Here is a 26,238-nt window from a genome sequence, read left to right as displayed (position 1 = left end):
CGGTGCGCCCTTAACAGTTAATCCAATACTTCTTCCTCTTCAGCGTCTTCCCCGCTGGCAGCTTCTTCCTTGTCAGCCGCTGACCGGCTGTATTGTTCCAGAGGCGTTTCAAAGTCCACAATCAAAAACTCGCCTTCCTTGACTGGAGACCCGGGGGATAGATTCTGCTTGACTGCAAAGCCGCCTCCTACCGTATTCAGCTTCAGGCCGGCGATTTTAGCTGTCTTCATAACATCCCTCATAGACCAGCCCTGCATATCCGGAACATTCAAAGTCCCGTCCGTTTTAATGACCACCCGTTCACCTTCAAGGATGATGGCACCCGGTTCCGGAAGCTGTCCCGTTATTTTGCCGCCCTTCCCGATCACCGCCGGCATAAAACCGGCGCCGCTCAGCTTTTTGGCAGCCGCATCTGCAGAAAGGCCCGCAACATCTGGAACCTCTTTTGCTTCGATCTTTGTCTGTTTTGAAGGTTCAATATTCAAATATTGAAGGCTGTTCTGCATAACCGGCTTGAAGATCTGCGATACAGGCAGAGAACCTTTCACGTAATCATCGATTTGCGGCTGCTGGACTGCCACATACATGACCAGCTCAGGATCTTCTGCCGGCGCCATGCCCATGAAAGAGAAAACATAGTTCTCAGGCCCCGTCAAATATCCGCCTGATCCCGGAATCTGTGCGGTACCGGTCTTCCCGGCAACTTTATAGCCTTCCAGATTATATTTTTTATAGCCTGTGCCTTTTTCTGATGAAACCACTGTTTCAAGTATATCAAGGACTTCCTTTGCCGTTTTTTCGGAAATCGGCTTTCCGGCGCTTTCTGGCTTTGTATCCTTAATCACTTCTCCTGTGCGTGAATCCACGATTTTGTCAATCACATGGGGCTTCATCATTTGCCCTTTATTTGCAATAGCGGTTGCTGCCTGGATCTGCTGGATCGGTGTGACAGCCGTCCCTTGTCCGAAAGCAGTGTTAGCCTTTTCAATCGGATACTGATAGGCGAACTTAGCACCTGTTTCATTCGGAAGGTTTATCCCCGTAGGATTATCAAACCCAAACCTGGTCAAATACTTCCTGAAAGCATCAAAGCCAAGCTGCTCTTTGGCAATTTTTGCAAAAGCGACATTGGAGGATCGCTGTACGCCTTCAAGATAGGTGATCGAACCCCATCCCTGTCCATAGTTATGGTCACGGACCGGTCTTGATCCCTTGTCAACCACATATGTCCCTGACTCATACCAGGCATTGGGATTGAACTGCCCTTCTTCTATCGCAGATGCCAGCGTGAAAATCTTCATGGTCGAACCTGGTTCAAACGAAATCTCGATTGCCTCATTATACCAATCATCCGAAAGGCCTTCCCTTGTCTGAGGGTGAAAGGATGGCCGCTGCGACATGGCAAGAATGTCGCCGGTCTTAGGGTCAGCCACGATCGCCACCATTTTCTTCGGATTATATTCCTTTTGGACACTATTCATGCTGTCTTCCAGGAATGTCTGGATTTTCTTATCGATCGTCAGATAAACATCATTTCCATCCTTCGCAGGTTTTACCTTTTCGTCAGTCCCTGGAAGAAGATATCCCCAGTGATCTTTTTCATAGGTTACCTTCCCATTGATGCCGCTCAGGACGGTATTCAGGCTTTTTTCTATCCCGAGCCTTCCCACTGCAGGCGTTCTGTCCGGTTCATCCTTATCCTCTTCTTCGGGCTTTTCAACATAGCCCACCAGATGGGATGCAAACATTCCATTTGGGTAGAATCGCTTGATTTCCGGACGGAAAGAAATTCCCGGAAGCTTCAGGTCCTCGATTTCCCTCTTAAGTGAATTGGAAATATTGCGGCCTGCCGTACCGAACTCCACCTGTTTGGCTCCCGGCTTTGAAAGAATTCTCTTAATCTCGGATTCTTCCAGGTCAATTACCTTGGAAAGCTCTCTTGCCGTCTTATCCTTATCCACTACATGCTGCGGCTTCTTCTTATTGACGGTCATTTTTTTGTTAAGGATGGCAACCAGCGTGAATGAGCTTCCATCTTCGGCAACTACATCGCCGCCCCGGTCATAGATGGTTCCCCTTTTTGCCTCAAGGACACGTTCATTGGTATACTTCTGCTCCGCTTTTGCCGCAAGGGGCTGTCCGCCCGCTTCTCCTGTTATTTGAATTGACACAAATCTGTACAGCAAGACAAAAAAGAGCAGGCTGAATATTACAAATAATATCGCTGCTCCATAATTGATATTTGGCTGTTTCTTCATCATTTATCCTGTACACCTCTGACATTTTCATTGAGTGTCAGACCGAGAGATTTTGCTTTTTCGAAGATGCGCTCGTATGTACTAAGCTCGCTGATTTGCATTTCAAGCTCGCGATTTGATTTTTCCTTGTCCTGAATAGAGGCTTGGATGTCCTGGATATCTTTGTTCATCTCATAAATGGCAGCCTGGTTTGAAATGATGTGAACAGCGCCAAAACAGACAATGGCCCCGAAAACGACACCCATTATTTTTTCGCCGGGCGAGAGCCACAGGTTCTTAATCTTAATCTTCTTCTTCACCTTAACAGCTGTCTTGTGCTGCTGTACTTCCTCCTGCTGCATTTTCCTTGCCAAGTTGCTCATTATATCCCTCCTGTGATCATTTGGCCGGACAATGCCAGGCCTTTATATATCGGGGCAAGCTGTTAAGCTTGTCCCCTTTTCAGTTTTCTTACAGCTTTTCTGCGACCCTAAGCTTTGCCGACCTTGCCCGGTTGTTTTCTTCCAGTTCTTCTTCTGACGGAAGAATAGGCTTCCTTGCAACAAGCTTAAGCACCGGCTTGAATTCGTCAGGAATGATCGGCAGGCCCGGAGGCAGCGGCGGAGTCTCGCTCGCTTTCTTGAAGGTCGCTTTGCATATCCTGTCCTCAAGCGAGTGGAAAGTGATGACACTGATCCGGCCGCCTGGCTTCAGTATATCGATTGCCTGCTCAAGCGACTTTTCAAAAACACCAAGCTCATCGTTGACAGCAATCCTGATTGCCTGGAAAATCCGCTTGGCAGGATGGCCGCCTTTTCTTCTTGCTGGTGCCGGTATAGCATCTTTTATCAGTTCAACCAGCTGGTAGGTCGTCTCAATCGGTGCTTTCTCCCTGGCCGCTTCAATCTTTCTCGCTATTTGCTTCGAAAACTTTTCCTCTCCATACCGGAAGAAAATCCTTACAAGGTCCTCATACGGCCAATCATTCACCACTTCATAAGCAGACAGGCTTGCATCCTTATCCATCCGCATGTCAAGCGGTGCATCGTGATGATAGCTGAATCCCCGCTCAGGTGTATCAAGCTGCGGCGAAGATACGCCAAGATCATAGAGCACACCATCCACCTCTGTGACTCCGGCCATTTCCAGCTCTTCCTTTAAATAAAGGAAATTGCTTTTTATTATAGTGATTTTGTCTCCATATTTACTGAGCTTCATTTGTGCATTTTCAATGGCTGTTTCATCCTGGTCAAAAGCATACAGCTTCCCCTGGCTTGACAGCTGTGTCAGAATCAGTTCACTGTGCCCGGCACCGCCCATTGTGCAATCGACATAGACGCCGTCCGGCTTAATATCCAGGCCGGCTACCGTTTCCTCCAGCAAAACTGTTTTATGATCAAACATACTTGTCCACCTTCCAATCGAATCAACGAGGAATTATTATACTAATAAAACATTCCCATTATATATCAAACCCAATCATATTTTCTGCAATTTCAGCAAAAGATTCCTCCGACTCTGCAAAAAAATCTTCCCAAAGATGTTTGCTCCATATTTCGATTCGATTGGAAACGCCTACTATAACACATTCCTTTTCCAGCTTCGCATATTGCATGAGGGGACTGGAAATGTTAATTCTTCCCTGCTTATCGAGTTCACATTCAGATGCACCGGAAAAGAAAAAGCGGGTAAACGCGCGTGCATCCTTCTTGGTCAAGGGCAGCCCTTTCAGCTTGGTTTCAAGCTGCTTCCATTCAGAAAGCGGATAGCCAAACAAACATTGATCAAGCCCGCGTGTCAAAATGAACATTTCGCCCAAGTTGTCACGAAACTTGGCAGGCACTATCAAACGGCCTTTTGTATCAACATTATGATGGTATTCGCCCATGAACATGCCCTAAACCCCACTTTCCAACTCAAATGTACCACATTCCCCCACTTTCCTCCACATGTTTTTTATATTCTCCTTGCATTCTGCAAATCCTTCTGGTAAATAATTATTTTTCTCCTTTTTATTTCCTGCAGGAAAAATCCTTCCCGCCATGATTTTGGCTAAAGAGGGTGCAGTATTCTTCCTAACGCAGCAATCCCCTATCAGACTGGCAAGGAATGTTGAAACAGATTTCTTTTAAAAAAATGGCAAATAAAAAGGTTTGGGATGTTTCCATCCCAAACCCTTTTTCAGGCATATGCGTCATCTGCCATCTGCCGCCCTTATGTTTAAAGATTTATTAGTTTATGCTTTCCATCAAACTCAAATGGAAGCTCCATTATATCGTCTATAAGGGTAAGACCATGCAGATTCAGATAATAAAGGATATTCCAGATTCGTTCCTGAGGCGACCCTGAAGGCCTTAAGGCAGCTTCAATGCGCCTGTATTTAGAAAGAACGGCTGAATGCCTGTTTTTCAAGCTCTCTTCCGTTTTTGCCTCCAAGAAATCCAGCTGCTTCAGCAGGAATAATTCATTTTTTTCAAGCAGGGGCAGCATTCCCCTGTCAGTTTCCTGAAGACGGCTTTCAATCATCTTATATTGACTGATCAGCTGCTTTTTCGTTTCATCGAAAAGGCTTGTCAGCGCCTGGTCCTTGACTCCATCGACAAAAGCTTCCTGCTCTTTGCCTGTTCCATTTTCCAGAACCTTTGTGATTTCCAGGTCCAGATCCTGAATGTCCGAAGCAACAGGCCTTTCCAGCAATGTGATGTTCAGCCTTGGCACAATCGGCGGCATCTCCATGCCGAGATGTTCGAAAGCCTGTTTGAGCTCTGCCCAATAGGCGATCTCCCCCGGGCCGGCAATAAAAGCAAGAACCGGGAAAAGCCGCTCCTGCGTAATTGGCCTTGTCACCACATTATTGCTTAGCTTTTCTGGCGATTCTTTGGCAATCAGGGACAATTCATCAAGAGAAAACTGAATAGCCCCGTTCTTGCCTTCAAACAGGCTGAGTTCCTCATTATACTCCAGAAGGACCCTTTCAGAATTGATTTCATCATAGAAGAAAAGGTTTGCCGCATTATCGCCTATTTCGATCGCCGGTTTGAAACCGGCTGCCTCCAATTCCCTCTGCTGCTGCTTCACCGCTTTGGTGATAGAGGAAAACTGGCTCAGCTGTTCGGAGAAAATACTTTTTTCAAGCTTTCTCAGACGGCTGTCCCCTGAATCGGCAAGCAAAATGCCATATTCCTTAAACAGCTCCATAATTATATATGAAAAAAAGTCGACAAAGGTTTCTGACTGGTCTGCAGCCCGCTGGACAAACTGAAGCAGATCTTTCGTATGCTCTGTTTCTCCATATCCTTCGATCAGGCTTTCTGCCCAGCGGAAACATAGGGCTCGATCCAGCTTGATCATAGACACCATCTTCTTCTCCAGTACCTTGTCCGGGTACACAGCTTTTTCAATCCGCCCGCTGTTTTCCGCAAAGATATGATTGACCTCGTGATAATCATGATCCTCCCCGGCTATCCAGAACACCGGCACTACTGGAACTCCCAGTTCGGCCTCCTTCTGCTTTGCAAGAACAATTATAGAAATTACTTTATGTATAGTATATAAAGGCCCAGTCAATATTCCTGCTTGCTGTCCGCCGACGATGACCACACTATCCTCAGAGCGAAGCTTATCTAATGATATGCCGGTTTTGTCCGAAGAAGGAAATCTGGACATATACTGAGCGATATAATCGGCAAGCTCATCTCTGTAAAACTTCCGTCCCTTCAGCTCGTTCAAACGCCTCTGATATTCGCTGGCATCATGATATCGGTAGTGGAAAAAACGCTCCACCTCAGGCTCATGAGACGTATAATCTGTCGCAAACCGGCTGGTTGCCGGCAGTGAGAGATTTAAAATCTCCATCTAAGTACTTCCTTTCTGGTCAACAATTTTCACTCCTACCTGAGTATAGCATTGTCAGAATTGAAAAGAAAAAAACTTTGCCTGAAAAACATGCTTCAAAATGACCATCAGAGCATTGGCAGCTTTACGGAATAGACAGATAGCCTGAAACGCTTTGAAACACACCGAAGATCAAAAGGACAATATAGGCAGAAAAAAACAAAAGAAAATTGAACCGCCAGAATCCCTTAAAAATCATCTGAAAATTAATCTCCTGTTTGATCTTCCAATGGATGACTGTGAAAATGACCGCAGCAAACAGCATGAACAGCACTATGATCCATAAATAAGACCGTTCCCAAATAGCCAGGATCAAAAAGTGAACAGAAAGAATAAGAAGAAAGGTACTGCAGTCGAGTGCGATGCGGACTGACTTTTTGTGGCTGCCAGTAATTTGCTTGCTGATGACGAATACAATCAAGTAGCCGAGCAGCGGTACTGTCACAAGTGTTGCGGCAACCGCTGAAAAGAATGATGACATGATGGATCCCCCCTAGTTTCCAGGCTCCTTTCCCTTGATGCAAGAGTAAAATGCATGGACAAGGGGAGCATTTTTATTTTTTCTATCCGCTTCTCCCAGAATATATCCGAGAATGGCATCCACTTCTGTTTTTCTCTGGTTCTGCAGGTCTTTTAGCATAGATGAAGTATTTGATGATGTTTTCCTGCACACTGAAACCAAAGCGGCAAAGGCTTCTTCAGGATCTGTCAGCTCCAGCACAGCGGCAATTTCCGCAAAATAGTCCTGCACCAATGTGTAATAATAGGGATTTTCAATCAATTCTCCATTTTTTACCTGAAGGATGCCAGTGAGCGGATTGACTATGCTATTGATGACAAGCTTTTGAAGGAGCATATCCTTGTAACACTTGCGGACGGTAAAAGGAAAGTCTCCGGAAGTTTCCTCCAGACATTCAGCTGCTTCTGTTCCTTCTCCTGAGAATACCGCTATGTTCGTTCTTCCGGCTCCTGTGTGCTGAACAGTCCTTGCATCTTTTTTTAATGCCCCATGCTCAACAGTTCCTACAAGGATGGCCTTGGCCCTGAGATTGTGAAGCAGTGACAGATGTCCCATTCCATTCTGGAGAAATAAAAATGCAGGAGATGGTGCCGCCTGATGATCATTTATGATAGAAATAAGGGAATGCACATCGTATTGCTTGACCGCAACAATGGAGAGCTCTTCTTCTCCCTTCCATTCACCGATCAGCAGCACCTGTACATAGGAACTATGTTCCTGACCTTTCGCGATTAATGAAATCCCATATGAAGAGATAAGCTTTTTCTGCTCTGCAGAACGGACATACAGGGTGACTTCATGATCCTTCTGCAAGTAGGCTGCAAATAATAATCCAATGGCCCCCCCGCCAATGATTCCTATTTTCATAATAACTCCTCTATTTTGAAACTTTTAGTAATATTTTATCAGATATAGCCAACTTCCTGTACTCTGCCTGGGACTTTTTCTTTTTTTTATGAAAAAGACTGAGTTTATGGGATGAAATCAGGCAAAAGGCCAGCACGCCCAGAAGGTGTTATAAGTGATTGAAGGCAATTTTGGCGTGGTGAGGAGATGCGGAGCAGAACTACAGAGGTCAGAGGGCTGCAGCGCCTATCGCTGGGACCTTCTATTTACATTTTTCTTGGCCAGAGGGGTTCCAGCAGCCTTGACTAAAACCCTCTGTTTTCTTTATTTACGAAATAGAGGGTCCCAGTTTCGAAACTGGAACCCTCCCCTTTTCTTTCTATCAAACCGGATAAACCGGATGCTTTCTCACACTGAAATTCAGTTCTTTTGTTTCATAATAGGAGAATCTCTCGATCAGCTGATCGCGGAGGTCAGAGGCAGCGACAATATCATCTACGATCAGTTCTGAAGCTAGCCTGTAGATATCGATATGTTCTTTGTATTCCTGCTGTTTCTCCTGGACAAAGGCGATTTTTTCTTTTGGATCTTCTATTTCGTTGATTTTGTTGGAATATACCGCATTGACTGCTGCTTCTGGGCCCATTACTGCAATCTGTGCGGTCGGCAGGGCAATGCAGCAGTCAGGTTCGAATGCCGGGCCGGCCATGGCATATAGTCCGGCGCCATATGCTTTCCGCACAATGACCGATATCTTCGGAACAGTTGCCGAGCTCATGGCAGCAATCAGCTTGGCGCCGTGGCGGATGATGCCGGCACGCTCTACCTTTGTGCCAATCATGAAGCCTGGGACATCGGCAAGGAACAGAAGCGGAATATGGAAGGCATCGCAGAGCTGGATGAATTTCGCCGCTTTATCGGCTGAATCAACAAACAGCACACCGCCTTTCACCTTCGGCTGATTGGCAATGATACCGACAGCTCTCCCGCCTATCCGTGCCAGCCCGGTAACGATTTCAGGCGCAAACAGCTTCTTGATTTCAAAGAAACTGCCTTCGTCAATCAGGGCATCAATGCATTCATACATATCAAAAGGGGCATTTTGGTTAACCGGGATGATGTCTTCCAGCTGACGGCCCTCTTTGGCTGCGATTCCCTCCAGCAGTTCCGTTTTCTCCTGAAAGTTCGGAGGGAAGTATGGCAGGTACCGTTTGGCATACCCGATCGCCTCTTCCTCACTGTAAGCAAGCACGTCGCCGCATCCGCTGACAGAACAATGCATTCGGGCTCCGCCCATTTCTTCCAGCGTCACTTTTTCCCCGATTACCTTTTCAGCCATCCTTGGGGAACCCAAATACATGGATGCGTTTTGATCCACCATGATGACGATATCACAGAAAGCCGGGATATATGCGCCGCCTGCAGCAGATGGTCCAAACAGCAGGCAAATCTGCGGGATAACTCCCGACAGCTTGACCTGATTATAGAATATCCGGCCGGCACCGCGGCGGTTTGGAAACATTTCAAGCTGATCTGTGATTCTCGCGCCGGCAGAATCTACCAAATACAATAATGGAACCTTCAGCTTCTCGGCCGTTTCCTGGATCCGGATGATTTTTTCGACTGTCCTTGCCCCCCAGGATCCAGCCTTTACGGTTGAATCATTGGCCATGACACAGACTGTCTGTCCGCCCACTTTTCCAGTGGCGCAAACTACGCCGTCAGCCGGGAGGCCTTCTTCCTTGCAATTGGCAAATTTGCCGTCTTCCATATACTCCCCGTCATCAAATAAAAGCTCGAGGCGCTTCCTGACAAACAGCTTATTTTGCGCCTTCAGCTTTTCATGATACTTAGGGGGACCCCCGGCTTCTGCCGCTGAGGACCTTTCCCTTAATGTTTCGGTCAAAGTGTTGACTGCCTTCATGTTATGCCTCCTCTTTTTACTTTTAGCGGACTGCTATTCCAGTACGATCAGAACGTCTCCTTCGTTGACAAAATCACCGGCTGAGACTTTTACCTCAGCTACTTTTCCGTCGATATGGCTTTCAACCGGGATTTCCATTTTCATGGACTCCAGCATGATGATTTCCTGGCCGGCCTTGATCTCATCCCCAGGCCCAGCCAATGTGTTCAAAACTGTACCAGCCATTGATGATGTTATTTCTTTCATGTGATTTCCTCCTCTTAATGAACTGCAAATTTCTTTTCCGCCAAAAAGGCAGTTGTATAGTTTCCTTTAATAAAATCTTCATCAATTAATATTTGCTGAAATAAAGGAGCATTTGTTTTGATCCCCTTGATTTCCAGCTGTGCAAAGAAATCAGAAGCCCTTCTGACCGCTTCTGCCCTTGAATCACCGAAAATGATGCATTTCGAAATCATCGGATCGTAAAACGGGGTGACCGTGTTGTCCGCGAGATACCCATTATCCATCCGGACTCCCTCCCCTTTCGCCCAGGAAAAGCTATCAATTTTTCCAGGAGAAGGCATGAAGCTTACAGGATCTTCTGCATAAAGCCTGAACTCGATTGCATGGCCGTTCCTTGCTATTTCATCCTGAAGCAATGGAAGCTTTTCACCCCTTGCCACGAGGATCTGCCATTTCACAAGATCCAGGCCGGTGATCTGCTCGGTTACGGGATGCTCGACCTGGAGCCTTGTATTCATCTCCAGGAAATAGAAGTTCTCATCTTCATCTACAATGAATTCAACTGTGCCGGCATTGACGTAGCCGACCGCTTCTCCTGCTCTCAGAGCTGTTTCCAGCATCTTCTGCCTTGTCCCCTCAGATATGAACGGGGATGGCGACTCCTCAACTACTTTTTGGTGTCTTCTTTGGATGGAGCAGTCCCTTTCGTACAGGTGCACGAGGTTTCCGAATGAATCCCCGAATATTTGCACCTCGATATGCCTGGCATTAGGGATATACTTTTCAACAAATACTTCATCTGTGCCAAAATAAGCTTTTGCCCGTCCTTTCGTTGAGTCGTAGGACTTAGCGAGCGCTTGCTCATTTTCACAGCGGATCATTCCGATCCCTCCCCCGCCGCCGCTTGCCTTTAGCATGACAGGATAACCCATTTCATCTGCGAGGCTTATAGCGGCTTCCAGCGTGGCGACCCCTTCACTGCTTCCCGGAACCACCGAAACTCCCGCTTTGGCCATTGTATCCCGGGAAACGATTTTATCTCCCATCAGCTCGATGGTCTCAGGGGCAGGCCCGATGAAAACGATCCCCTCATCTGCTGCAGCGCGGGCAAAAGCCGCGTTTTCTGACAAAAAGCCATAGCCCGGGTGGATAGCGTCAGCTCCTTCTTCTTTGGCAATCCGCAGTATTTCATCTGCTTTAAGATAAGATCTGCCTACCGGGGGCTCCCCTATCCGGAAAGCCTGATCCGCTTCCTGTACATACGGCATTCCGCTATCTGCATCCGAGTAAACAGCAATCGTTTCAATTCCCATTTCACGGCATGTTCTAATAACGCGCGAGGCAATCTCGCCGCGGTTTGCAATCAGTATTTTTCGCACATTTAATCCCCTTTCCTGGCTTAATCCCTGCAATAAAATATATTTCTACAAAGTTCTCCTTTTTCCCTTCTTTTTTTGAAAACGCTTTCTAAATTATTTGAAAATAGCTAATAGCACGCTATTTTTTCGCTTCGCAGGAGAATATTCATCCCAGAACCCTCATGCGGCCATAAAATTCAACAGCAGCTGCGGCTTGATTATGCAGAATTATTTGTTATTTTGTTATATAATGTAGGAAAGCGCCTTCAAATTTTTGCTCCACCAGGCAGGTTTAATTTTCTATACTGCAGGGCAAAAAAATTCATATGATGTAATGTAACTAGTACGCAAGGGGGAAACATAATGGAATTTAAAGTAGAAAAATTAAAGGTGAACTATAAAACTCTTGAGGAATTTAAAAGATTCAAAGAATACGGCCTGCAGGAATTATCCATGTTTGAAGATCTTGAAGCCAATATTATTGAAAACGACAGCGAGTCTCCTTTTTACGGGATCTATTTCGGGGATAAGCTGGTTGCCAGAATGAGCCTGTATCGGGAAGCTGCGAAGTTTGACCGGTATTTCAGCCCGCCGCAGGATTATCTTGAACTCTGGAAGCTGGAGGTACTTCCTGATTACCAGGCCAAGGGCTACGGAACCGCGCTTGTAAACTTTGCGAAAAGCTTCAAGCTTCCTATTAAAACCAATCCCCGCATCAAATCAAAGGATTTCTGGGAGAAGATGGGATTCACTTCTGTTTCATATGACATAGAAAGGGATCTGGGAGAAAACCCATTGGTATGGATCCCTGCCGGAGCATCTGAACAGACAGCTGAAACCAAATAACTGGGGGCAGACAGCCAGAAAGCGGACATCTTATTGTCCGCTTTTTAATATAATCACTTTTGGTATAGGCTGTGCTTTGTTTTCTGCTGGCGGTCTTCCTCTTTCAGCACCACCATCTTCCTTGCCCTTTCCATTATTTCCGTAAGCGCATCATAGTCTCTCTCCATGACCGAAATTTCCTTCAGCAGCCTTTCGTTTTCTGCAGCCAGGTAAAATACCTGATTCTCCAGTTTCTTGATCTGCTCTCCAGTCTCAGCAGCTGCTGGATGATTGGCTTTGCGGTACAATGCTTCAATATACCCCACAAGAACCTCAAATTCAGGGATTTCAGCCCCGGATACGGCATTTTCCGTGGAGCTGCCGCCCTCTGTTTTGGCTTGTTCAGGTTCCTGCTTGGCAATCTGGACTGCTTCCGGCTTTTTCTTCAATTCCTTCCGCTGTTTCTTAGCAAGCTCAATCCCTGATTTATATTGCTTCCTCACATAAGAATTCCATCTGAAACCGCAGGCCGCAGGGGTCCTTGAAAGCTGTTTTCCCACTTCCTCGAAGGCCTGCAGCTGTGTACCGCCTTCCCGTATATGACGAAGCACCACTTCAGCAAGCAGGAGATCCTCATCCTGGGTCCAGGCATCTTGCCTTGTTGTCGACATCAGCTATCCCTCCTAGTCTTTTTAAAAGCATATGCTTCTGCTAGAAAAGATAGACTGATGCATAATAATAAAATAATTAAGAGCGATTTAGAAATTTGTCCACCTGGGCATGATGCTCATCCTTTTCCCACAAAACTGCGCAGCGGCGGACCTCATCGTCAATTCTCTCCAAAATATGGCTGTTTTGCCACTTTTCAGTCTGCAGCTTTTTGTAGCTTTCAAGCACATTCACATCAAGCTGAAGGATTTTTGACAAAAAGCCCCCGCAGCTTTCGAGCGCATCCTTATCGCTTATTCTATGGACGAATCCGAGCTCCAGCAGTTCGGAGCATTCATAAACCGATGCTTCTGCCAGCATTTTTAGAGCATGGGCGGGCAGGAGTTTCTCCATTAGAATAGAGCCTCCGCCCCAGCCTGTGGTAATTGCTAGCTTTCCCTGGATGAATCCCGCCTTTGCACCTGAAGCTGCTATACGGAAATCGCAGGCAGAAGCCAGCTCACATCCCCCTCCGACCGCCGCCCCATTTAAAAAAGCGACTGTCGGTTTTGGAAGGAACAGCAGGTCTTTCATGATTGCCGCCATACCGGACAGCATTCCAAAAGCCTCCTCCTCTGTCTTCAGGCTGTGGAAGATCCCCAAATCTCCGCCTGAGCAAAAAGCCTGACTGCCGGATCCGGTTATCATGAGTGCCTTAACCTCTTTCCTGCCCGCCAGATTGACAGCCTCCCTCAGCCCTTCCATTACTTCATAATTGATTGCATTACGGACTTCAGGCCTGTTGATCGTGAATTGAAGCAGTCCATCTTCATGCTGTTCTATCAAATACGGCATCATCATCTTCCTTCACTTTTCTTCCATTATAGGAAGAAGTCCAGCTAAATAGCAATAAAATCGCAGAACAGCCCAGCTCCCCCTAAAAAAGCCCAAATTAAAAGCACAGGGACATTATCCCTGTGCTTTTAATGGTGAAAATTAGTCGTTAACAACTTCTTTTCCTTTGTATGTTCCGCAAGCCTTGCACACGCGGTGAGCAAGTTTCATCTCACCACAGTTTGGGCATTCTACCATACCAGGCACTTGCAGTTTGAAATGAGTGCGACGTTTTCTTTTCGCAGTTTTAGAAGTTCTTCTAAAAGGTACAGCCATTCTTCCCACCTCCTTAAAGAGTATTAAGAAAGTTATGAAGGCCAGGTATTCGCTGGATTCTTCAAATGCTTCTTGTAGTAGTTCATTAGTCCGGAAATATTCCGGGGGATCATAATCCCATTGTTCCAGCTATTCGCCGGAGGGATCATTTTGATCAAAGAAATTCGCAAGCCCAGCAAGCCGGGGGTCGACTTTCTTTTGAAGGTCTTCCTCCTGGATGACTTCCCAGTCCTTACCGGATTGGGGGGCACCCTCTTCACCGCTGTCCTCGCAAAAAACCTGCATAGGGACTTCAAGCAAAAGGATTTCTTCAATGATCGGCTGAAGATCAATGACATCGCCTTTCACCTGATGGGTTTCCTCTTCGGTTTCATAATCCAAACCTTTTAAGAGGAATGTTTCAGTTGTTTCAACATTAATTGGATAATGCACATCAACTAACGTACGAGAACAAGGCAGCACCAGATGACCTTTTATCGTTAAATGAAAAGTCACCTTGGACGAATCTATATCCGCCCGGCCAAATATATGAATCGGAGAAACTTCTCTGATCGTCGGGTCGGTCTCCCTGATCCCGCTCACATCCACTGTTTCATCGATCGGATAATCCTTGCTTCGATATTTCTGTAATTGACTTATTGTCCATTTCATACGAATCACCCCAAGGCAACAAAAGTAATTATAGCTTTCATATAATTATTTGTCAATATTTTTTCTTTACACTATAATTTAAGCTAGTTAAACGCAGAATCGGCTTATTTTCCGGGCTTTTTCCATTTGAAGGAGAAGGCTCATCTACCATTATAGCTTCTGCCGCTATAATATAGGTTTATCACAAGCAGCCGATATTAAACCATTATAAGGGGAATGTTCTTATGAAAGCAGTTGGTGTGATCGTTGAGTATAATCCTTTCCATAACGGGCATTTATATCATCTGGAAAAATCGCGGGAAGCAGCAGGCGCAGATGTTGCCATTGCTGTCATGAGCGGAAATTTCCTCCAAAGAGGCGAACCCGCGCTGCTCTCGAAATGGGCAAGGGCTGAAATGGCGTTAAAAGCCGGCGCCGACCTTGTCTTTGAGCTTCCCTATAAATTCGCTGTTCAAAATGCCGAAACTTTTGCTGACGGGGCGGTTTCCATTCTTGCTGCCTCAGGATGCAGCTCCCTCTGCTTTGGGAGCGAATCAGGAGACATCGATAAATTCAATTCTACCGTCCATTTGCTCGACAAGCATAATGAAGCCTATCAGGAAAGGATCAAGCACCATATAGGAGACGGAAACAGCTATCCAAAAGCATTGTCCCTTGCTTTCAAAGATCTCGGGCTTGGCGAAGATGGTCTGGACCTGTCCAAGCCTAACAATATTCTCGGCTATCAGTACGCCAAGTCGGTCCATTCCCGCCATCAGAAATTGGAGCTCCTGACTGTCGAAAGAAAAAGTGCCGGATACCATGATGAACACTTCTCATCAGAGACCATTGCGAGTGCAACGAGCATCAGGAAAGCTTTGTTTTCAGAAGGGCAGGAACTGACCGATATTAAGTCTTACGTTCCTGGAACAACGCTTGAAATCATGAAAGATTATAAAAAAACCTTTGGTGCCTTCCACAAGTGGGAAATGTACTGGCCCTTCCTTAAGTACCGGCTCCTCCAGATGTCAGCTCCTGAACTCAAGGAAATCTATGAAATGGAAGAGGGCCTTGAAAACAGAGTCATACTTTCGGCTATAAAGGCAGGAACCTTCCATGAGTTCATGGAATCCATAAAAACGAAGCGGTATACATGGACAAGGCTGCAGCGCGCTTGTGTCCATATACTGACTAACACGAAAAAAGAAGAAATGCTGCCGCAGCCTAAGTCAGCATCCTACCTCCGGCTGCTCGGAATGAGTGAGGAAGGGCGGATATATTTAAACAGGCAAAAAGGAAGCCTGGGCCTGCCACTCATCTCCAAGCTGTCCTCCATTCCGGAAGAAGCTGTGCGGCAGGATATACGGGCAGCAAGGATCTACGCTTCAGCCCTGCCCCATCCGCAGAGCCAGAAGCTGCTGGATATGGAATACACCCAGCCCCCAATCTACCTGAAAGGAAGGGTCTGACAAATAAGAGCAGGCAGGAATAATCCTGCCTGCTTGTTATTTTGGTTCCAAGCCTGCCAAATAATCTGCCGCTTCCTCAAAAGTGTTGATGGGAATGATTTTCATATCTGTCCCGATCTCCTCGGCAGTTTTGGCTGCTTCGCTGTAATTCGACCCGGCTGCGCCATTTTCATTCGGCGCCAGGAAGATTTCTGCACCAGCTTTGTCGGCCGCTACTATTTTCTGCTCTATGCCGCCAATCCTTCCGACCGTTCCATCAGCAGAAATGGTTCCTGTTCCCGCAATCTGATAGCCTCTTGTCAAATCATCCTTAGTCAGCTGATTGTAGATTTCAAGCGAAAACATCAATCCAGCCGACGGGCCGCCTATTTCCTCTGTATTGAGGCTGACTTCCGGATCCACTTTAATCTCCTTGTCATCGACAAGCGATATGCCGATCCCGACTTTATCAGGGTCATCCTTGAAGGCTTTCAGTGAAACTTTTGCTTCATTGCTCTCTTCGCCTCTTTTGTAGGCAAGCGTGATGGTATCTCCCTCTTTTTTTCCGCTGACATAGGAAATGAATTCTTCAGACGACTCGAATTTCTGATTGTCGACTTGTGTTATCATATCGCCCGCCTTCAGCACTCCGTCAGCAGGCATATCAGGCAGGACATTCATCACATAGACGCCTCTGTACTCATAATCCACCGGCAGGCCCGCCTTTTTATAGGCAACCTCAATGGCTGCTGTTTTTGATGTGTCCATCAGATGCAGCTGTCGGACATTATATTCTTCATCAGTTTCATCCTCGCGCCTAATTTCCTCGACAGGATAGATTTCCTGGAACTTGCTCACCTTTGCAGTCAGATAGGAGTATATATTAGCCCTGCCCATTCTGACGGTCGTAAGCATGAAGTCCCCTGACTCATCATATCCGCCTTCCACTTCAATTATCGGTTCCAGCTGCTTGGCCATGCCTGGTTTTGTTACATAATAAGGCAGATAATAGAAAAACCCTGCCAGCAAAATCACTGCAGCGATAAAGAAGGAACGGAGGAAGATTTTATTTCTCTTCATCGTCTTCTTGCCCCTTCCAGTTTTGAATAGCTTCCTTTATCCTGGGAACTTGCTTCCTTGCTTCCTCTTCCCCAATTCTGATGATATCCTCAATATTGGTGAAAGCTCTGGAGCTGTACATTTCCACATGCGGCCTGATCATGATATCAGAGGCGATCTCCCGGTTCGAAACCAGCTCCATCTGCATAATATCAAGGCTTTGCATGATTACATCGAATATGGATGTAATGTCCGAGCTGGTCTTCACTCTTGACACATCGACAGCTATGATAAGGTCCGCTCCCATTTCTTCGACAACTGACACCGGCACCCTGTCAATGACCCCTCCATCGACCAGGAGCCGGTCTTCCAGTTTTTCGGGAATGAAAATACCGGGTATTGATATGCTGGCTCTGACGGCGTCAGCAATCGGCCCTTTGCTGAAAACCACTTTTTCCCCTGCCTTTAGATCAGTTGCAACCACTCTGACAGGGATATCAAGGTCTTCGAGACTTTTGCCATGGGTAAACAATCGAATAAGTTCCTTCACCTTCTTGCCAGCCAGAAACCCCATCTTCGGCACTGTAAAATCAAGATAGTACTTTCTTTTGAAAGCACCTGCCAGCTTATAGAGCCTGTCAATGTCCAGTCCTGCTCCATAAAAGCAGCCTACAAGCGCTCCCATGCTGCTCCCGGCAATCACATCGACATTAATTCCTTCCTCTTTCAGCACTTTGATGACGCCAAGATGGGCGAACCCCCTGGCTCCCCCTGATCCCAGCGCCAATCCAATCACGGGCTGCCTCATCAGCATCCCCCCTTTTATATAAGACTCATGGCGGGCGATAGTCAAGAATTTGCTTACCTCCGCATCAAACACAATAAAGCCTGGTTTAATCTTATGGTCTATTTTATCTTTCTATGAGTATATTGGGATATATGGGGACAAGGCGTGCCCGGCTGAAGCCGATTGGGCAAAGCGAATGGAAAAACCTGTATACTGGCTGAAAAATCTGCTGTGCAGACTCAGGAGGGACGGTTTGCTGCACCACACCCGGCCCGCTGATTATAAATACAGTTTATCACTGTTCTGCATGAGCTGCACAGTTTGTTTACCTGATAAGGGAGGATTTGCCGGTGTTGCGTTCCAAACTAAAAACACTCATATTAGCTTCATCCGTTACATTAATGGCTGTATCGCTCATATCCTTTCCACAAGAATCAGTCGACGCCTCGATAAGAGGCCTCAATATGTGGTGGGAAATTGTCTTTCCTTCTCTCCTCCCCTTTTTCATAGTATCTGAGATGCTGATCGGATTTGGGGTGGTCAAATTCCTCGGAGTTTTGCTGGAGCCGCTCATGCGCCCGCTTTTCCGCGTGCCTGGGGTCGGAGGGTTTGTCTGGGCGATGGGGATGGCTTCAGGCTATCCTGCCGGGGCAAAACTTACTGCCAGGCTGCGCCAGGAAGATCAGCTGACCAAAACAGAAGCTGAAAGGCTCGTTTCTTTTACAAACTCATCAAACCCCCTGTTTATTTTTGGAGCTGTCTCTGTCGGTTTTTTCAACAATGCAAAAATCGGCATCATACTGGCTCTGGCCCACTATCTTGGAAATATTACTGTCGGCCTGATCATGCGATTTTACGGAAGAAAAGAAGAGGTGACCCGTTCAAAGCCAAAAAGGAAAAATTCTCTCAGGGCTGCGTTTTCTGCTCTCCATCAGACAAGGATCAATGACAACAGGCCCATTGGTAAATTGCTCGGCGACGCTGTTATGTCATCAGTCCAGACGCTGCTTATGATCGGTGGCTTCATCATCTTATTTTCGGTTATCAATAAATTGCTCTTCCATCTGCATATCACAGCTTTTGTAGCCGAATTCATAGCAGTCGTCTTCAGCAGCATCAGTCTTCCTTCCGAGCTCAGCATCCCATTTATTTCTGGGCTGTTTGAAATTACACTGGGAAGCCAGATGACGAGCCAGATTCAGCAGGCCACCCTGATGCAGCAGGTTATCGTAACAAGTCTTGTACTGGGATTCTCAGGGTTTAGTGTACAGGCTCAGGTGGCCAGCATTCTGGCCCAGACAGATATCGGCTTTAAGCCTTTCTTTGCTGCAAGAATCATCCATGGACTTGCGGCGGCTATGTTCGCCTTTCTTCTTTGGGGGCCAGTCTATGAGAGGTTCTATCATACAAATGCCCCTTCCAATGCTTTGCCTGTGGGGCTGTTTGGCGGAAATGCCTATTCACAGGCCGCTGCCTTCCTGGCCGAGCATGGACCGCTGATAACGCTCACAGCTTTGCTTGTCTATATTTTCCTGCTCAGCAGGCAAATTTATGCAGGAGATGCACCAAAAAAATAACCGGCAGCTGCCGGTTATTTTTTAATTCTGCAGATTGAATTTCCCGCTGAGAGCTTTCTGGACAGCCTCTGGCACTAGCTCGGAAATATCTCCGCCGTATTTAGCCACTTCTTTAACGATGCTGGAGCTTAAAAAAGAAAACTGGTTGTTTGTCATCATGAAAAATGTTTCTATTTCCTCATTCAATACCCGGTTCATTGATGTAATCTGCATCTCATACTCAAAATCTGAAACCGCCCTGAGGCCCCTGATGATTGCGCTTGCCCCAACCCCTTTTGCGTAGTCAACAAGCAGTCCCTGGAAAGAGTCCACCTTCACATTGGGGAATTCCTTCGTTACTTCACTGATCAGGCTGATGCGCTCATCAACAGAAAACAGCGGGTTTTTGGATGAGTTATTAAGCAGAACCACATGAATCTGGTCAAAAACCTTCGAGGCCCTTTTAATGATATCCAGGTGGCCATATGTAATGGGATCAAAGCTGCCCGGACAAACTGCAATGCTTGCCATTGTCATCCTCCTTCATTGCCGTTGCTGTATGTAAAAATTGAAACTGCTATTATTCCATATGTCTCGCTTTTAGTTTTCACAAAATTCCCGGCCGCATCTGGCAGCTCTATATCAGAAGCATGTTCACAAACGATAACTCCCTCTTCTTTCAGGAGGGAATGCCGGCCGATCAGTTCCATCAGCTTCATCAGCTGCTGTTTTTTATAAGGAGGGTCCAGGAAGATATAGTCAAAAGAGATTTCCCTTTTAACAATCGCTTTCAATGCCCTTTCAGAATCGTTCCGGTAAACCTCCGCCTTTTCCTCAAGGCCGCAGGCTTCCAGGTTTTCATGGACCGTCTTGATTGCCTTTCCTTCCCGGTCAACGAAAATCATGCTTTCGAGCCCCCGGCTTAATGCTTCGATTCCGAGGCCTCCGCTGCCGGCAAAAAGATCAAGACCGGTTCCGCCATCAAAATATGGCCCAATCATGTTAAAAATAGCTTCTTTAACCTTATCGGTGGTTGGCCTTGTTGTATTTCCGGGCACTGCTTTTAAAGAAATGCCTTTACATTCACCCGACACCACTCTCATCATTCATCACCACAATCATATGACATTTTCCCTTATTTTCTTACTTATCCTAACACAATTCACCCCCTGCCGCCAACAGGCTATTTGAAAGCGGATTCATTAGAAAAGCGGAAGCGCCTTGCTCACCCCCGACAAGCATAAGACAAGACACCCGAAAAGGCGTTCTTTGCCTTTTTGGGAGGCTTGGCTTATGACTCGAGGGGGGAGGCGCTGGAGCTGGACAGTGACCGAAGCAGAGAAATACCCCATTCTTCTATGCAGGAAAGCGGAAGCGCCTTGACCTTAATTGAAAAAAATCTTCCTAAAAGGTGTATAACCGTGTTCTTTATGGAAATAATGTTAGTAACAACATCTATTCGAGGGTGTTGTTGCCAACCGTGGAGAAGACTTACGTTTCCCCATAAGTTCTTCCTCCGGTTTCTCCTCTCCCTTTGCCTTCTGTCCCTATGGGATATAGAAGGGCCCTGCAGGAATGCAGGGTTTTTTCTTTTTCTGCCATTAGAACGGCGGGAGTGCCTGAAGAACTCAAATTAGACAGTTATCGACAAATTCTTAGCTTTTCATATACGAACAAATGAAAAAAGCTGGCATCACCAGCTTTTCTCATTTGCCTTTTTCGATTGAAATCCTTTTTTCTTCTTCGGCCACATCTATTTTAAATAGTGCTTCAAGCCAATGCCTGTCCATAAAAAGCTCTGACCCTACTGTTACCAGCGGATTCTCCAGGAGCCCGTAGTCCTCTTCATTGTATATGAAAATATTTTTGTCAAGATAGAAACGGTAGCTATTATTGCCCGCCCCCTGAAGGAGGATTTCCTTAGCAGAGACCTTTTCCGCTTTGAACCCAAGCAGCCCTGCAGTTTTTATAAATGGAAAATATGTTTTTCCATTCAGTCCGATTGCTTTCAATCCTGACTCTTTCCCATTTACATCTATTTTACGCTCATCAGCAAAATAAAAAGGAATATAAGGCGCTTTCTCATCTTTGTTCAGGGTAAAATAACTTGTTTCCTTTCCAAGCTGACTTACAAGGAAGCGATCCAGCTGTTCCGCATCCAAAGAATCCGAGTTTTTAACATAAGAGTAAAAAAGTTCCATTCCTTCTTCACCCAGGATTTCCTTCAACCCTGCCAGAAGACTTTTGGCTTTTTTAGAGCCAGGCTCCTGTGAAAGGGCTGCCGAAGCTGCTAAATCCAGCAGCCAGGTTTCACCAGCAGGTGTCCCGCTGAATTTCTCTTTTAGAGCATGAGACAGAATTTTACCCATCAGCTCGTTTGGATCAGCTCCGGGATTAATAATCATTAGTCCGCTGCCGGCAGCTTCCTTATATGAACCGGTTTGGATCAAAGTTATAAACGGCAGATCGGCAATTTTCTCCGCCTTTTCCGCATCTATGGCAAGTCCGTTTTCTTTCTCTGCAGATAAAAAGGTAACATTTTCGGCTGCCTTCAAAGTATTCAGCTTTTCAGCCTGCCAGAAGACTGCCGGTGCGTCCCCTTCCCGTTCAAACACATAATAATCGATCAGCTCCCCCTGCTTGTACCCTTCTGGACGGCCGCCGGCAGCCCAGGTCCCAGACCTTCTGGAGGAATCTACAATGACAGTGAGTGTCTCATCTATTTGAACATCAGGAATCATGGTCGTCCAATCAGTCAGCAGGAACGCAGCTGGAGAAGCGCTGACAGGAATGATATATTCGAATGTGAGGCTGCCGTCTTCAGAAAGGAATGTGGACGGATCCTCATCAGAAGAGCTGCACCCCTTCCCTTCTATGCCGGGACATTCCCAACTGAACTGCTTTTCTGTCTTGGCAGTCCTGTATTCTTTGCCTTGCGACAGGCCTTTTATAGTCTGTGTTACAAATAATTGATCTTGTTTTGTTTCTATTGTCAGCTCCTGCTGGGCTGTTTCCTTCACCTTAGAAGGCTCTGACTGTTTGGAGTAGGCATTCCACTGAAAGAACAGCATAGCGCCGATTACAGTCCCTAATGCCAAAAAACTAAGAAACAATCCTTTCCACATGCCGATTCCCCTTCAAAAAATAATTCTTTATTCATACAATAGCAAATGAATCTGCCCAGGACTATCCTTTTTTTCACGATTTCATGAATCTTTTATCCTGATTCCTGATTTGCATACCTTTCGTTCTTTCTGTGGACTTTCACCAGAGGCCCCCGTTTTCAGATTAGAATGCAGACTTCTCAAACACTCTGCTAAGTGATAAAGTATCAGGAGATTCATTAAATTTATACATATAAATCAGGAGGAATCTATGTGATCCAGCGTTTTATTGAATTGGGAGAAGGCTATTCCGATATATATGAATTACTTGAAATTGTCCGTTCCAACAAGCATCGGCTGCAGCATCTGATTGCATTCCAATCCACTTTTGAAGGGAAAGAGATGACATCGGTCGCCGCAGTGCTCAAGCCTGCAGAGACAGGGAAATTCCAGCCGCTGTATATTTGCCGGGAAGGTGTCCCCCATCCTGACACTGCTCCCAATGCCAGATTTCAATTATTTAAGGATTTGGCTGATGACTGCGGAAAGGAAATGATCCGTCTGGAAGTAAAGCCTTCCGCACTCTTTGCAGAAAAAGAATTATTCTATCAGTACCTCATCGGCATTCTCAGATTGAACCACTATATCCTGCCGCTGCATTAGAATGACAAAAGCTCAGGCGGCGTATATAACTTCCTGCCGCAGTAATGCTTAACTCCAATCCAGGAGCCTTTTCAGTCAAGTACTCGAGGGCAGGCACCCATAGTGATTGATGCTTCAATATTTCTTTTATAACCAGAAAAAAGACGGGGATTTTCTCCCCGCCTTTTTAAATACCCATTTTATAATCGTATTCTTTCGCTTTATCCGGCTTCGAATTTTCGAATTCTGTCTTCAGGAACGGTTTATAGGAAGGCTCAGCCTTTTTTACGAATGAATAGGATGATATCTTTTGGATCAATGCCTCAGTATCCTCTATATCGCAATAAATGACCGCATACTTCAGCTTTTTGGAAACATAATGGACATTTCCAAACCGTCTCAGCATTTTTGCCTGCTTAAGAGAATAAAGCCAAACAATGATTCCCTGTCGCTGACCTAGCATAAAATTTTCCCCTTCAATTTGGCAGTTTTTTATAGTCTAGCAAACAAAAAGGCATATATCAAGAAAAGCTTATAGACTTATGAGCCGGCCCGGAATGCAAAAAGCCCGGGAGACAAACTCCCGGGCCAGGCTGGTTTATGCGGAACAGCTGCAGCTTCCGCCTGATCCGCAGCCGCCTCCGCAGCTGGAGTCAAAGAACGGGTTGCCAGTCGGCACCTTTACACTTTCCGAGACAGACTTTCCAATGATGAGACTGACCTCGTCCAGAAGGCTTTGCAGATCGGTTTCAGCCTTTTTGAACTCAGCCAGATGGATGTCCATGTCCATCTCCCTTTTCACTTCCCTGATGCTCATCATCACTGTTTTATAATCAGGATGATATCTGCCGAAGCGCTGCACTTCTTCGTACTGCTCCTTCATTTTTACAAAGGTTTTAATTTTCCTTTGTGTCTCCCTGCTGTTTTTCACTTTATATAAACAAGCGCGGTACTGCTCCGCCGCTTCTGATGTAAGAATCATGGCCGATAATTGGTCAGCTCTCTCAAGCAATTCGACTCTTTCGGTTGTTGCAAGCATGAAAAGCCCACCTCCGATTCATATTCTATCATGAATATGATCATTTGCGAAGTATGTGCTCAAGGAATTTTTACAGTAAATTCCTTTTGCTCACCCGCAGGCCGTCCTTTTGAAACGACTTTCACCTTTATCCTATGGGTTCCGCTTGCAAGTCCTTTGACCGAAAAGGAAGCAGCATGAACTTCCCGTACTTTCTTTCCGTCAGCGTACAGCAGGATTTTTCCATGCTGTTCCCCGGCACCTTCCCGAAAAGAAATTCCTGTAACAATACAGTCTATGTAAAGGTCACTGCCATGAATTGCATACTTGACAAAAAGAGGGCTCTCATCTTCCCCCAGCCCTGCTGCTGATATATTTTTAGCCGCAATCCCCCCTGTTTCAAAAGCCTTTGCCTCCGGCTCCGGCAAATCTTTGCCGCATCCGGCAGCCAGCACTGCCATTCCAATGTACAAGGCGAATACTTTTTTCATTTCCTGTTCCTCCTTTGCCACCCAGGCTATTTCTAGTCTTTCTTGGAAATGGGCTGTTTATGAGCAGAATTTTTCAGAGAGGGAACGAATCTTTTTTCTTTCAGAATGTAAAAAGCCCTTCTCCCGGGAGAAGAGCTTACTATGAAGATTGTGAGTTCATTGCCTGAAACATGCTCATCATCATGGAAGCCATCTGGACGCCATTGGTGAACTTCTCTACATGATGCGGGATCGTTCTTTTATAATAGTGCAGTGCGGCAACCTCCAGCGCTTGTATTTCCTGGGGATTCCTGGACAAAGTGCGATACCATTGCGGCTGTTCCCTAATAAATTGCTTCAATTCTTTTTTCTGCTCTAAATAGTCAAGGATATCTCTTCTCATTTCACACCTGCCTTAAATCAATCTTTTCGGAATGAAAAGGGATTAGGCGGTTTCGCCTGGACCGGGCTTTGTGAACCCGGCGTCTGGCTTCCTGTCTGGAATTGGGAGATCACGCCCTGGACCGCAGACAGGGCCTGGCTGAGATTATTAATATATCCTTGTACCTGGCTGGGATCCATTTTTTTGACAGTGCCCATCACTGTGGACATCCAGTCGCTTTTTTTCTCCTCTTCCTTCACTTCTGCCCCAGGGGCCGCTTCCCCCCATCTGGCATCCTCCTCACCGAGAAGGTACCAATCTTCGTATAGATCCTGCCACGTCGACTTTCCATCTCTTACTTCTTTTATAATATGCGGCCTGGATTTTACGAATTCCTTGAATTGCGCAACGGAAGGATGAAGTTTCTTTACAGTCATCATTCAATCACCTCATCTGATGCATTCGCCTACGTTACCATATGAAAAAGCTTCATGAAATGTGAAAGCTGTCTTTCACAGATGCAAAAAATGCCAATTAAATGATAAGATATGAAGCAGAAAGCATGTGAAAGGTGATATTGATGGATGAGCAGCTAAGGGATTTATTCGAAGCCTGCCTTGAACAGGCCACTGATGACGACAGGAAGGTTTTGCACACACTTCTTGCAGGAGTGAAGAAGAAGCAGGATAACGTAAACAGCTCCTATATAGGCGGCATCCTGCATATGGACCGGACCATCACAGCACAGGAATGCAAAGTAACAATGCCTGTCTCCCCCCTCCTGCATAATACACTCGGCATTGTGCATGGCGGGATGACGGCCACTGCGGTCGATTCAGCAATGGGCACCCTTGCCAACTCACTTCTGCCCGAGGGATATGGGGCAGTCACAACACAGCTGAATATCCACTATCTGGCTGTCGGTAAAGGCGAAAACATTATATGTACGGCCGCTCTCAGCCACAAAGGCACAAAGACGATGGTTCTTTCTGCTGATGTATACAGGGCTGACGGGCGAAAAATCGCGCAGGCTACCGGCAGCTTCTTTGTTATTGAAAAAAAATAAGGAGGGCTCTATGGTCACTGCCATTGTCATCCCTATCATATGTATATACTTCTTCTGGGTCACGAGGAAGGAAAGGCGGAAATCCGAGGCAGAATGGAGAAATATCGGCATGGTCTCTGAAGAAGCTGTGATTGAAGGGAAAGTCACTGCACTTCACCTTGAAAAACAGCAGTATTATCATCATCTGCATGTTTGGGTGCTTGAAATACGGCTTCAGGCTGCAGCAGAGACAATAACAGCCAGAATACTTCAGGCAGCAGATCAGGACTTCAGGAATCCCGGTTTTAAAGAGGGCGAATGTGTTATCCTTTTCGGGAAGTGGCTGAAAGATATTTTCATTATAAACCGTTCAATGCCCCAGGAATACCTAAAACAGACAGTATCCCTGGAAAAAGACTAAAAGGTCAAAGAGGCTCCCGGCAGTCCGAA

At 46.2% G+C, this 26,238-nt stretch carries 30 protein-coding genes; 6 read left to right on the top strand and 24 right to left on the bottom strand.

Annotated elements, in window-relative coordinates; translation table 11 throughout:
• Positions 1-17: 17 nt before the first annotated feature.
• The 10 genes from ACQCVH_RS05295 to ACQCVH_RS05250 all read right to left on the bottom strand — a co-directional run bounded on the left by ACQCVH_RS05295 (position 18) and on the right by ACQCVH_RS05250 (position 11,025).
• Positions 18-2,261 (bottom strand): penicillin-binding protein, encoded by a 2,244-nt coding sequence (locus ACQCVH_RS05295; RefSeq protein WP_426834758.1) that lies wholly within the window; start codon positions 2,259-2,261, stop codon positions 18-20.
• Positions 2,258-2,620, bottom strand: a complete 363-nt coding sequence (gene ftsL, locus ACQCVH_RS05290) for a cell division protein FtsL (RefSeq protein ID WP_257990534.1) — start codon at positions 2,618-2,620, stop codon at positions 2,258-2,260. Before ftsL ends, ACQCVH_RS05295 begins: the two co-directional genes overlap by 4 nt.
• Before the next feature lie 88 nt (positions 2,621-2,708).
• On the bottom strand, positions 2,709-3,641 hold the full coding sequence (gene rsmH, locus ACQCVH_RS05285; protein WP_426834757.1) for a 16S rRNA (cytosine(1402)-N(4))-methyltransferase RsmH: 933 nt from the start codon (positions 3,639-3,641) through the stop codon (positions 2,709-2,711).
• Between the two features lie 58 nt (positions 3,642-3,699).
• Positions 3,700-4,131, bottom strand: coding sequence for a division/cell wall cluster transcriptional repressor MraZ (mraZ, locus tag ACQCVH_RS05280; RefSeq protein WP_009791171.1), 432 nt, complete (start codon positions 4,129-4,131; stop codon positions 3,700-3,702).
• A 326-nt stretch (positions 4,132-4,457) separates the two neighbouring features.
• Positions 4,458-6,092 (bottom strand): bacillithiol biosynthesis cysteine-adding enzyme BshC, encoded by a 1,635-nt coding sequence (bshC, locus tag ACQCVH_RS05275; RefSeq protein WP_426834756.1) that lies wholly within the window; start codon positions 6,090-6,092, stop codon positions 4,458-4,460.
• 124 nt (positions 6,093-6,216) lie between these two features.
• Complete coding sequence (locus ACQCVH_RS05270; RefSeq protein WP_426834755.1) at positions 6,217-6,612, bottom strand: DUF3397 domain-containing protein; 396 nt, start codon at positions 6,610-6,612, stop codon at positions 6,217-6,219.
• 12 nt (positions 6,613-6,624) lie between these two features.
• Positions 6,625-7,518 (bottom strand): 2-dehydropantoate 2-reductase, encoded by an 894-nt coding sequence (locus ACQCVH_RS05265; RefSeq protein WP_426834754.1) that lies wholly within the window; start codon positions 7,516-7,518, stop codon positions 6,625-6,627.
• Positions 7,519-7,879: 361 nt separating this feature from the next.
• Positions 7,880-9,421 (bottom strand): acyl-CoA carboxylase subunit beta, encoded by a 1,542-nt coding sequence (locus ACQCVH_RS05260; RefSeq protein ID WP_426834753.1) that lies wholly within the window; start codon positions 9,419-9,421, stop codon positions 7,880-7,882.
• Between the two features lie 33 nt (positions 9,422-9,454).
• Positions 9,455-9,667 (bottom strand): biotin/lipoyl-containing protein, encoded by a 213-nt coding sequence (locus ACQCVH_RS05255; RefSeq protein WP_426834752.1) that lies wholly within the window; start codon positions 9,665-9,667, stop codon positions 9,455-9,457.
• Between the two features lie 14 nt (positions 9,668-9,681).
• Positions 9,682-11,025: an acetyl-CoA carboxylase biotin carboxylase subunit gene (locus tag ACQCVH_RS05250; protein ID WP_426834751.1), complete on the bottom strand. Its 1,344-nt coding sequence runs from the start codon at positions 11,023-11,025 to the stop codon at positions 9,682-9,684.
• A 342-nt stretch (positions 11,026-11,367) separates the two neighbouring features.
• On the opposite strand from ACQCVH_RS05250, the gene ACQCVH_RS05245 reads away from it, so the two are divergent.
• Positions 11,368-11,850 (top strand): N-acetyltransferase, encoded by a 483-nt coding sequence (locus tag ACQCVH_RS05245; RefSeq protein WP_426834750.1) that lies wholly within the window; start codon positions 11,368-11,370, stop codon positions 11,848-11,850.
• A gap of 53 nt (positions 11,851-11,903) precedes the next feature.
• Here ACQCVH_RS05245 and ACQCVH_RS05240 read toward each other — a convergent pair whose 3' ends face one another.
• The 4 genes from ACQCVH_RS05240 to ACQCVH_RS05225 form a co-directional block, all read right to left on the bottom strand.
• On the bottom strand, positions 11,904-12,500 hold the full coding sequence (locus tag ACQCVH_RS05240) for an RsfA family transcriptional regulator (RefSeq protein ID WP_426834749.1): 597 nt from the start codon (positions 12,498-12,500) through the stop codon (positions 11,904-11,906).
• Positions 12,501-12,576: 76 nt separating this feature from the next.
• Positions 12,577-13,335: an enoyl-CoA hydratase/isomerase family protein gene (locus ACQCVH_RS05235; RefSeq protein WP_426834945.1), complete on the bottom strand. Its 759-nt coding sequence runs from the start codon at positions 13,333-13,335 to the stop codon at positions 12,577-12,579.
• Between the two features lie 138 nt (positions 13,336-13,473).
• Positions 13,474-13,647, bottom strand: coding sequence for a 50S ribosomal protein L32 (rpmF, locus tag ACQCVH_RS05230; RefSeq protein WP_009791160.1), 174 nt, complete (start codon positions 13,645-13,647; stop codon positions 13,474-13,476).
• 129 nt (positions 13,648-13,776) lie between these two features.
• The gene (locus ACQCVH_RS05225; RefSeq protein ID WP_009791159.1) at positions 13,777-14,298 is read right to left on the bottom strand and encodes a YceD family protein; all 522 of its coding nucleotides are present in this window, start codon (positions 14,296-14,298) and stop codon (positions 13,777-13,779) included.
• A gap of 224 nt (positions 14,299-14,522) precedes the next feature.
• Here ACQCVH_RS05225 and ACQCVH_RS05220 point away from each other — a divergent pair, with 224 nt between their 5' ends.
• Positions 14,523-15,746, top strand: a complete 1,224-nt coding sequence (locus ACQCVH_RS05220; protein WP_426834748.1) for a nucleotidyltransferase — start codon at positions 14,523-14,525, stop codon at positions 15,744-15,746.
• A 36-nt stretch (positions 15,747-15,782) separates the two neighbouring features.
• On the opposite strand, the gene ACQCVH_RS05215 is transcribed toward ACQCVH_RS05220, so the two are convergent.
• Positions 15,783-16,805, bottom strand: coding sequence for a SepM family pheromone-processing serine protease (locus ACQCVH_RS05215; protein ID WP_426834747.1), 1,023 nt, complete (start codon positions 16,803-16,805; stop codon positions 15,783-15,785).
• Entirely contained in the window at positions 16,792-17,592 is an 801-nt protein-coding gene (locus ACQCVH_RS05210; RefSeq protein WP_426834746.1) for a patatin-like phospholipase family protein, read from the bottom strand. The genes ACQCVH_RS05215 and ACQCVH_RS05210 overlap by 14 nt, the downstream gene beginning before the upstream one ends.
• A gap of 329 nt (positions 17,593-17,921) precedes the next feature.
• Here ACQCVH_RS05210 and ylbJ point away from each other — a divergent pair, with 329 nt between their 5' ends.
• The gene (ylbJ, locus tag ACQCVH_RS05205; RefSeq protein WP_426834745.1) at positions 17,922-19,148 is read left to right on the top strand and encodes a sporulation integral membrane protein YlbJ; all 1,227 of its coding nucleotides are present in this window, start codon (positions 17,922-17,924) and stop codon (positions 19,146-19,148) included.
• Between the two features lie 21 nt (positions 19,149-19,169).
• On the opposite strand, the gene coaD is transcribed toward ylbJ, so the two are convergent.
• The 3 genes from coaD to ACQCVH_RS05190 form a co-directional block, all read right to left on the bottom strand.
• A complete protein-coding gene (gene coaD, locus ACQCVH_RS05200; RefSeq protein WP_224904041.1) occupies positions 19,170-19,658 on the bottom strand; it encodes a pantetheine-phosphate adenylyltransferase in 489 nt (162 codons plus the stop codon).
• A gap of 2 nt (positions 19,659-19,660) precedes the next feature.
• On the bottom strand, positions 19,661-20,230 hold the full coding sequence (gene rsmD / locus ACQCVH_RS05195) for a 16S rRNA (guanine(966)-N(2))-methyltransferase RsmD (RefSeq protein WP_426834944.1): 570 nt from the start codon (positions 20,228-20,230) through the stop codon (positions 19,661-19,663).
• A gap of 603 nt (positions 20,231-20,833) precedes the next feature.
• The gene (locus ACQCVH_RS05190; RefSeq protein WP_426834744.1) at positions 20,834-22,252 is read right to left on the bottom strand and encodes a hypothetical protein; all 1,419 of its coding nucleotides are present in this window, start codon (positions 22,250-22,252) and stop codon (positions 20,834-20,836) included.
• A 252-nt stretch (positions 22,253-22,504) separates the two neighbouring features.
• Here ACQCVH_RS05190 and ACQCVH_RS05185 point away from each other — a divergent pair, with 252 nt between their 5' ends.
• Entirely contained in the window at positions 22,505-22,894 is a 390-nt protein-coding gene (locus ACQCVH_RS05185; RefSeq protein WP_426834743.1) for a DUF7147 family protein, read from the top strand.
• A gap of 166 nt (positions 22,895-23,060) precedes the next feature.
• Here the strand turns inward: ACQCVH_RS05185 and ACQCVH_RS05180 are convergent, their stop codons facing one another.
• The 5 genes from ACQCVH_RS05180 to ACQCVH_RS05160 form a co-directional block, all read right to left on the bottom strand.
• The gene (locus ACQCVH_RS05180; RefSeq protein ID WP_009791147.1) at positions 23,061-23,336 is read right to left on the bottom strand and encodes a YlbG family protein; all 276 of its coding nucleotides are present in this window, start codon (positions 23,334-23,336) and stop codon (positions 23,061-23,063) included.
• 135 nt (positions 23,337-23,471) lie between these two features.
• Entirely contained in the window at positions 23,472-23,912 is a 441-nt protein-coding gene (locus ACQCVH_RS05175; RefSeq protein WP_426834742.1) for a YlbF/YmcA family competence regulator, read from the bottom strand.
• Between the two features lie 59 nt (positions 23,913-23,971).
• Positions 23,972-24,382, bottom strand: coding sequence for a hypothetical protein (locus ACQCVH_RS05170; protein WP_426834741.1), 411 nt, complete (start codon positions 24,380-24,382; stop codon positions 23,972-23,974).
• A 139-nt stretch (positions 24,383-24,521) separates the two neighbouring features.
• Positions 24,522-24,764, bottom strand: coding sequence for a YlbE-like family protein (locus ACQCVH_RS05165; protein WP_009791144.1), 243 nt, complete (start codon positions 24,762-24,764; stop codon positions 24,522-24,524).
• Positions 24,765-24,781: 17 nt separating this feature from the next.
• Entirely contained in the window at positions 24,782-25,180 is a 399-nt protein-coding gene (locus ACQCVH_RS05160) for a YlbD family protein (protein ID WP_426834943.1), read from the bottom strand.
• Positions 25,181-25,323: 143 nt separating this feature from the next.
• On the opposite strand from ACQCVH_RS05160, the gene ACQCVH_RS05155 reads away from it, so the two are divergent.
• Positions 25,324-25,809, top strand: coding sequence for a PaaI family thioesterase (locus ACQCVH_RS05155; RefSeq protein WP_426834740.1), 486 nt, complete (start codon positions 25,324-25,326; stop codon positions 25,807-25,809).
• Positions 25,810-25,819: 10 nt separating this feature from the next.
• Positions 25,820-26,209, top strand: a complete 390-nt coding sequence (locus ACQCVH_RS05150) for a hypothetical protein (protein WP_426834739.1) — start codon at positions 25,820-25,822, stop codon at positions 26,207-26,209.
• Positions 26,210-26,238 lie beyond the last annotated feature (29 nt).

It is taken from the genome of Bacillus infantis, assembly GCF_050107595.1.
GTDB classification, from domain to species: domain Bacteria; phylum Bacillota; class Bacilli; order Bacillales; family Cytobacillaceae; genus Bacillus_AB; species Bacillus_AB infantis_C.
The sequence above is the reverse complement of the archived record's forward strand: the minus strand, read 5'-3'. Positions and strand labels throughout refer to the sequence as shown.

Coding starts and splice junctions, on each gene's coding strand:
- ACQCVH_RS05295 (WP_426834758.1), bottom strand. CDS start 2,261: ATGATGAAGAAACAGCCAAATATCAATTATGGAGCAGCGATATTATTT.
- ftsL (WP_257990534.1), bottom strand. CDS start 2,620: ATGAGCAACTTGGCAAGGAAAATGCAGCAGGAGGAAGTACAGCAGCAC.
- rsmH (WP_426834757.1), bottom strand. CDS start 3,641: ATGTTTGATCATAAAACAGTTTTGCTGGAGGAAACGGTAGCCGGCCTG.
- mraZ (WP_009791171.1), bottom strand. CDS start 4,131: ATGTTCATGGGCGAATACCATCATAATGTTGATACAAAAGGCCGTTTG.
- bshC (WP_426834756.1), bottom strand. CDS start 6,092: ATGGAGATTTTAAATCTCTCACTGCCGGCAACCAGCCGGTTTGCGACA.
- ACQCVH_RS05270 (WP_426834755.1), bottom strand. CDS start 6,612: ATGTCATCATTCTTTTCAGCGGTTGCCGCAACACTTGTGACAGTACCG.
- ACQCVH_RS05265 (WP_426834754.1), bottom strand. CDS start 7,518: ATGAAAATAGGAATCATTGGCGGGGGGGCCATTGGATTATTATTTGCA.
- ACQCVH_RS05260 (WP_426834753.1), bottom strand. CDS start 9,421: ATGAAGGCAGTCAACACTTTGACCGAAACATTAAGGGAAAGGTCCTCA.
- ACQCVH_RS05255 (WP_426834752.1), bottom strand. CDS start 9,667: ATGAAAGAAATAACATCATCAATGGCTGGTACAGTTTTGAACACATTG.
- ACQCVH_RS05245 (WP_426834750.1), top strand. CDS start 11,368: ATGGAATTTAAAGTAGAAAAATTAAAGGTGAACTATAAAACTCTTGAG.
- ACQCVH_RS05240 (WP_426834749.1), bottom strand. CDS start 12,500: ATGTCGACAACAAGGCAAGATGCCTGGACCCAGGATGAGGATCTCCTG.
- ACQCVH_RS05235 (WP_426834945.1), bottom strand. CDS start 13,335: ATGATGCCGTATTTGATAGAACAGCATGAAGATGGACTGCTTCAATTC.
- rpmF (WP_009791160.1), bottom strand. CDS start 13,647: ATGGCTGTACCTTTTAGAAGAACTTCTAAAACTGCGAAAAGAAAACGT.
- ACQCVH_RS05225 (WP_009791159.1), bottom strand. CDS start 14,298: ATGAAATGGACAATAAGTCAATTACAGAAATATCGAAGCAAGGATTAT.
- ACQCVH_RS05220 (WP_426834748.1), top strand. CDS start 14,523: ATGAAAGCAGTTGGTGTGATCGTTGAGTATAATCCTTTCCATAACGGG.
- ACQCVH_RS05215 (WP_426834747.1), bottom strand. CDS start 16,805: ATGAAGAGAAATAAAATCTTCCTCCGTTCCTTCTTTATCGCTGCAGTG.
- ACQCVH_RS05210 (WP_426834746.1), bottom strand. CDS start 17,592: ATGAGGCAGCCCGTGATTGGATTGGCGCTGGGATCAGGGGGAGCCAGG.
- coaD (WP_224904041.1), bottom strand. CDS start 19,658: ATGGCAAGCATTGCAGTTTGTCCGGGCAGCTTTGATCCCATTACATAT.
- rsmD (WP_426834944.1), bottom strand. CDS start 20,230: ATGAGAGTGGTGTCGGGTGAATGTAAAGGCATTTCTTTAAAAGCAGTG.
- ACQCVH_RS05190 (WP_426834744.1), bottom strand. CDS start 22,252: ATGTGGAAAGGATTGTTTCTTAGTTTTTTGGCATTAGGGACTGTAATC.
- ACQCVH_RS05180 (WP_009791147.1), bottom strand. CDS start 23,336: ATGCTAGGTCAGCGACAGGGAATCATTGTTTGGCTTTATTCTCTTAAG.
- ACQCVH_RS05175 (WP_426834742.1), bottom strand. CDS start 23,912: ATGCTTGCAACAACCGAAAGAGTCGAATTGCTTGAGAGAGCTGACCAA.
- ACQCVH_RS05170 (WP_426834741.1), bottom strand. CDS start 24,382: ATGAAAAAAGTATTCGCCTTGTACATTGGAATGGCAGTGCTGGCTGCC.
- ACQCVH_RS05165 (WP_009791144.1), bottom strand. CDS start 24,764: ATGAGAAGAGATATCCTTGACTATTTAGAGCAGAAAAAAGAATTGAAG.
- ACQCVH_RS05160 (WP_426834943.1), bottom strand. CDS start 25,180: ATGACTGTAAAGAAACTTCATCCTTCCGTTGCGCAATTCAAGGAATTC.
- ACQCVH_RS05155 (WP_426834740.1), top strand. CDS start 25,324: ATGGATGAGCAGCTAAGGGATTTATTCGAAGCCTGCCTTGAACAGGCC.
- ACQCVH_RS05150 (WP_426834739.1), top strand. CDS start 25,820: ATGGTCACTGCCATTGTCATCCCTATCATATGTATATACTTCTTCTGG.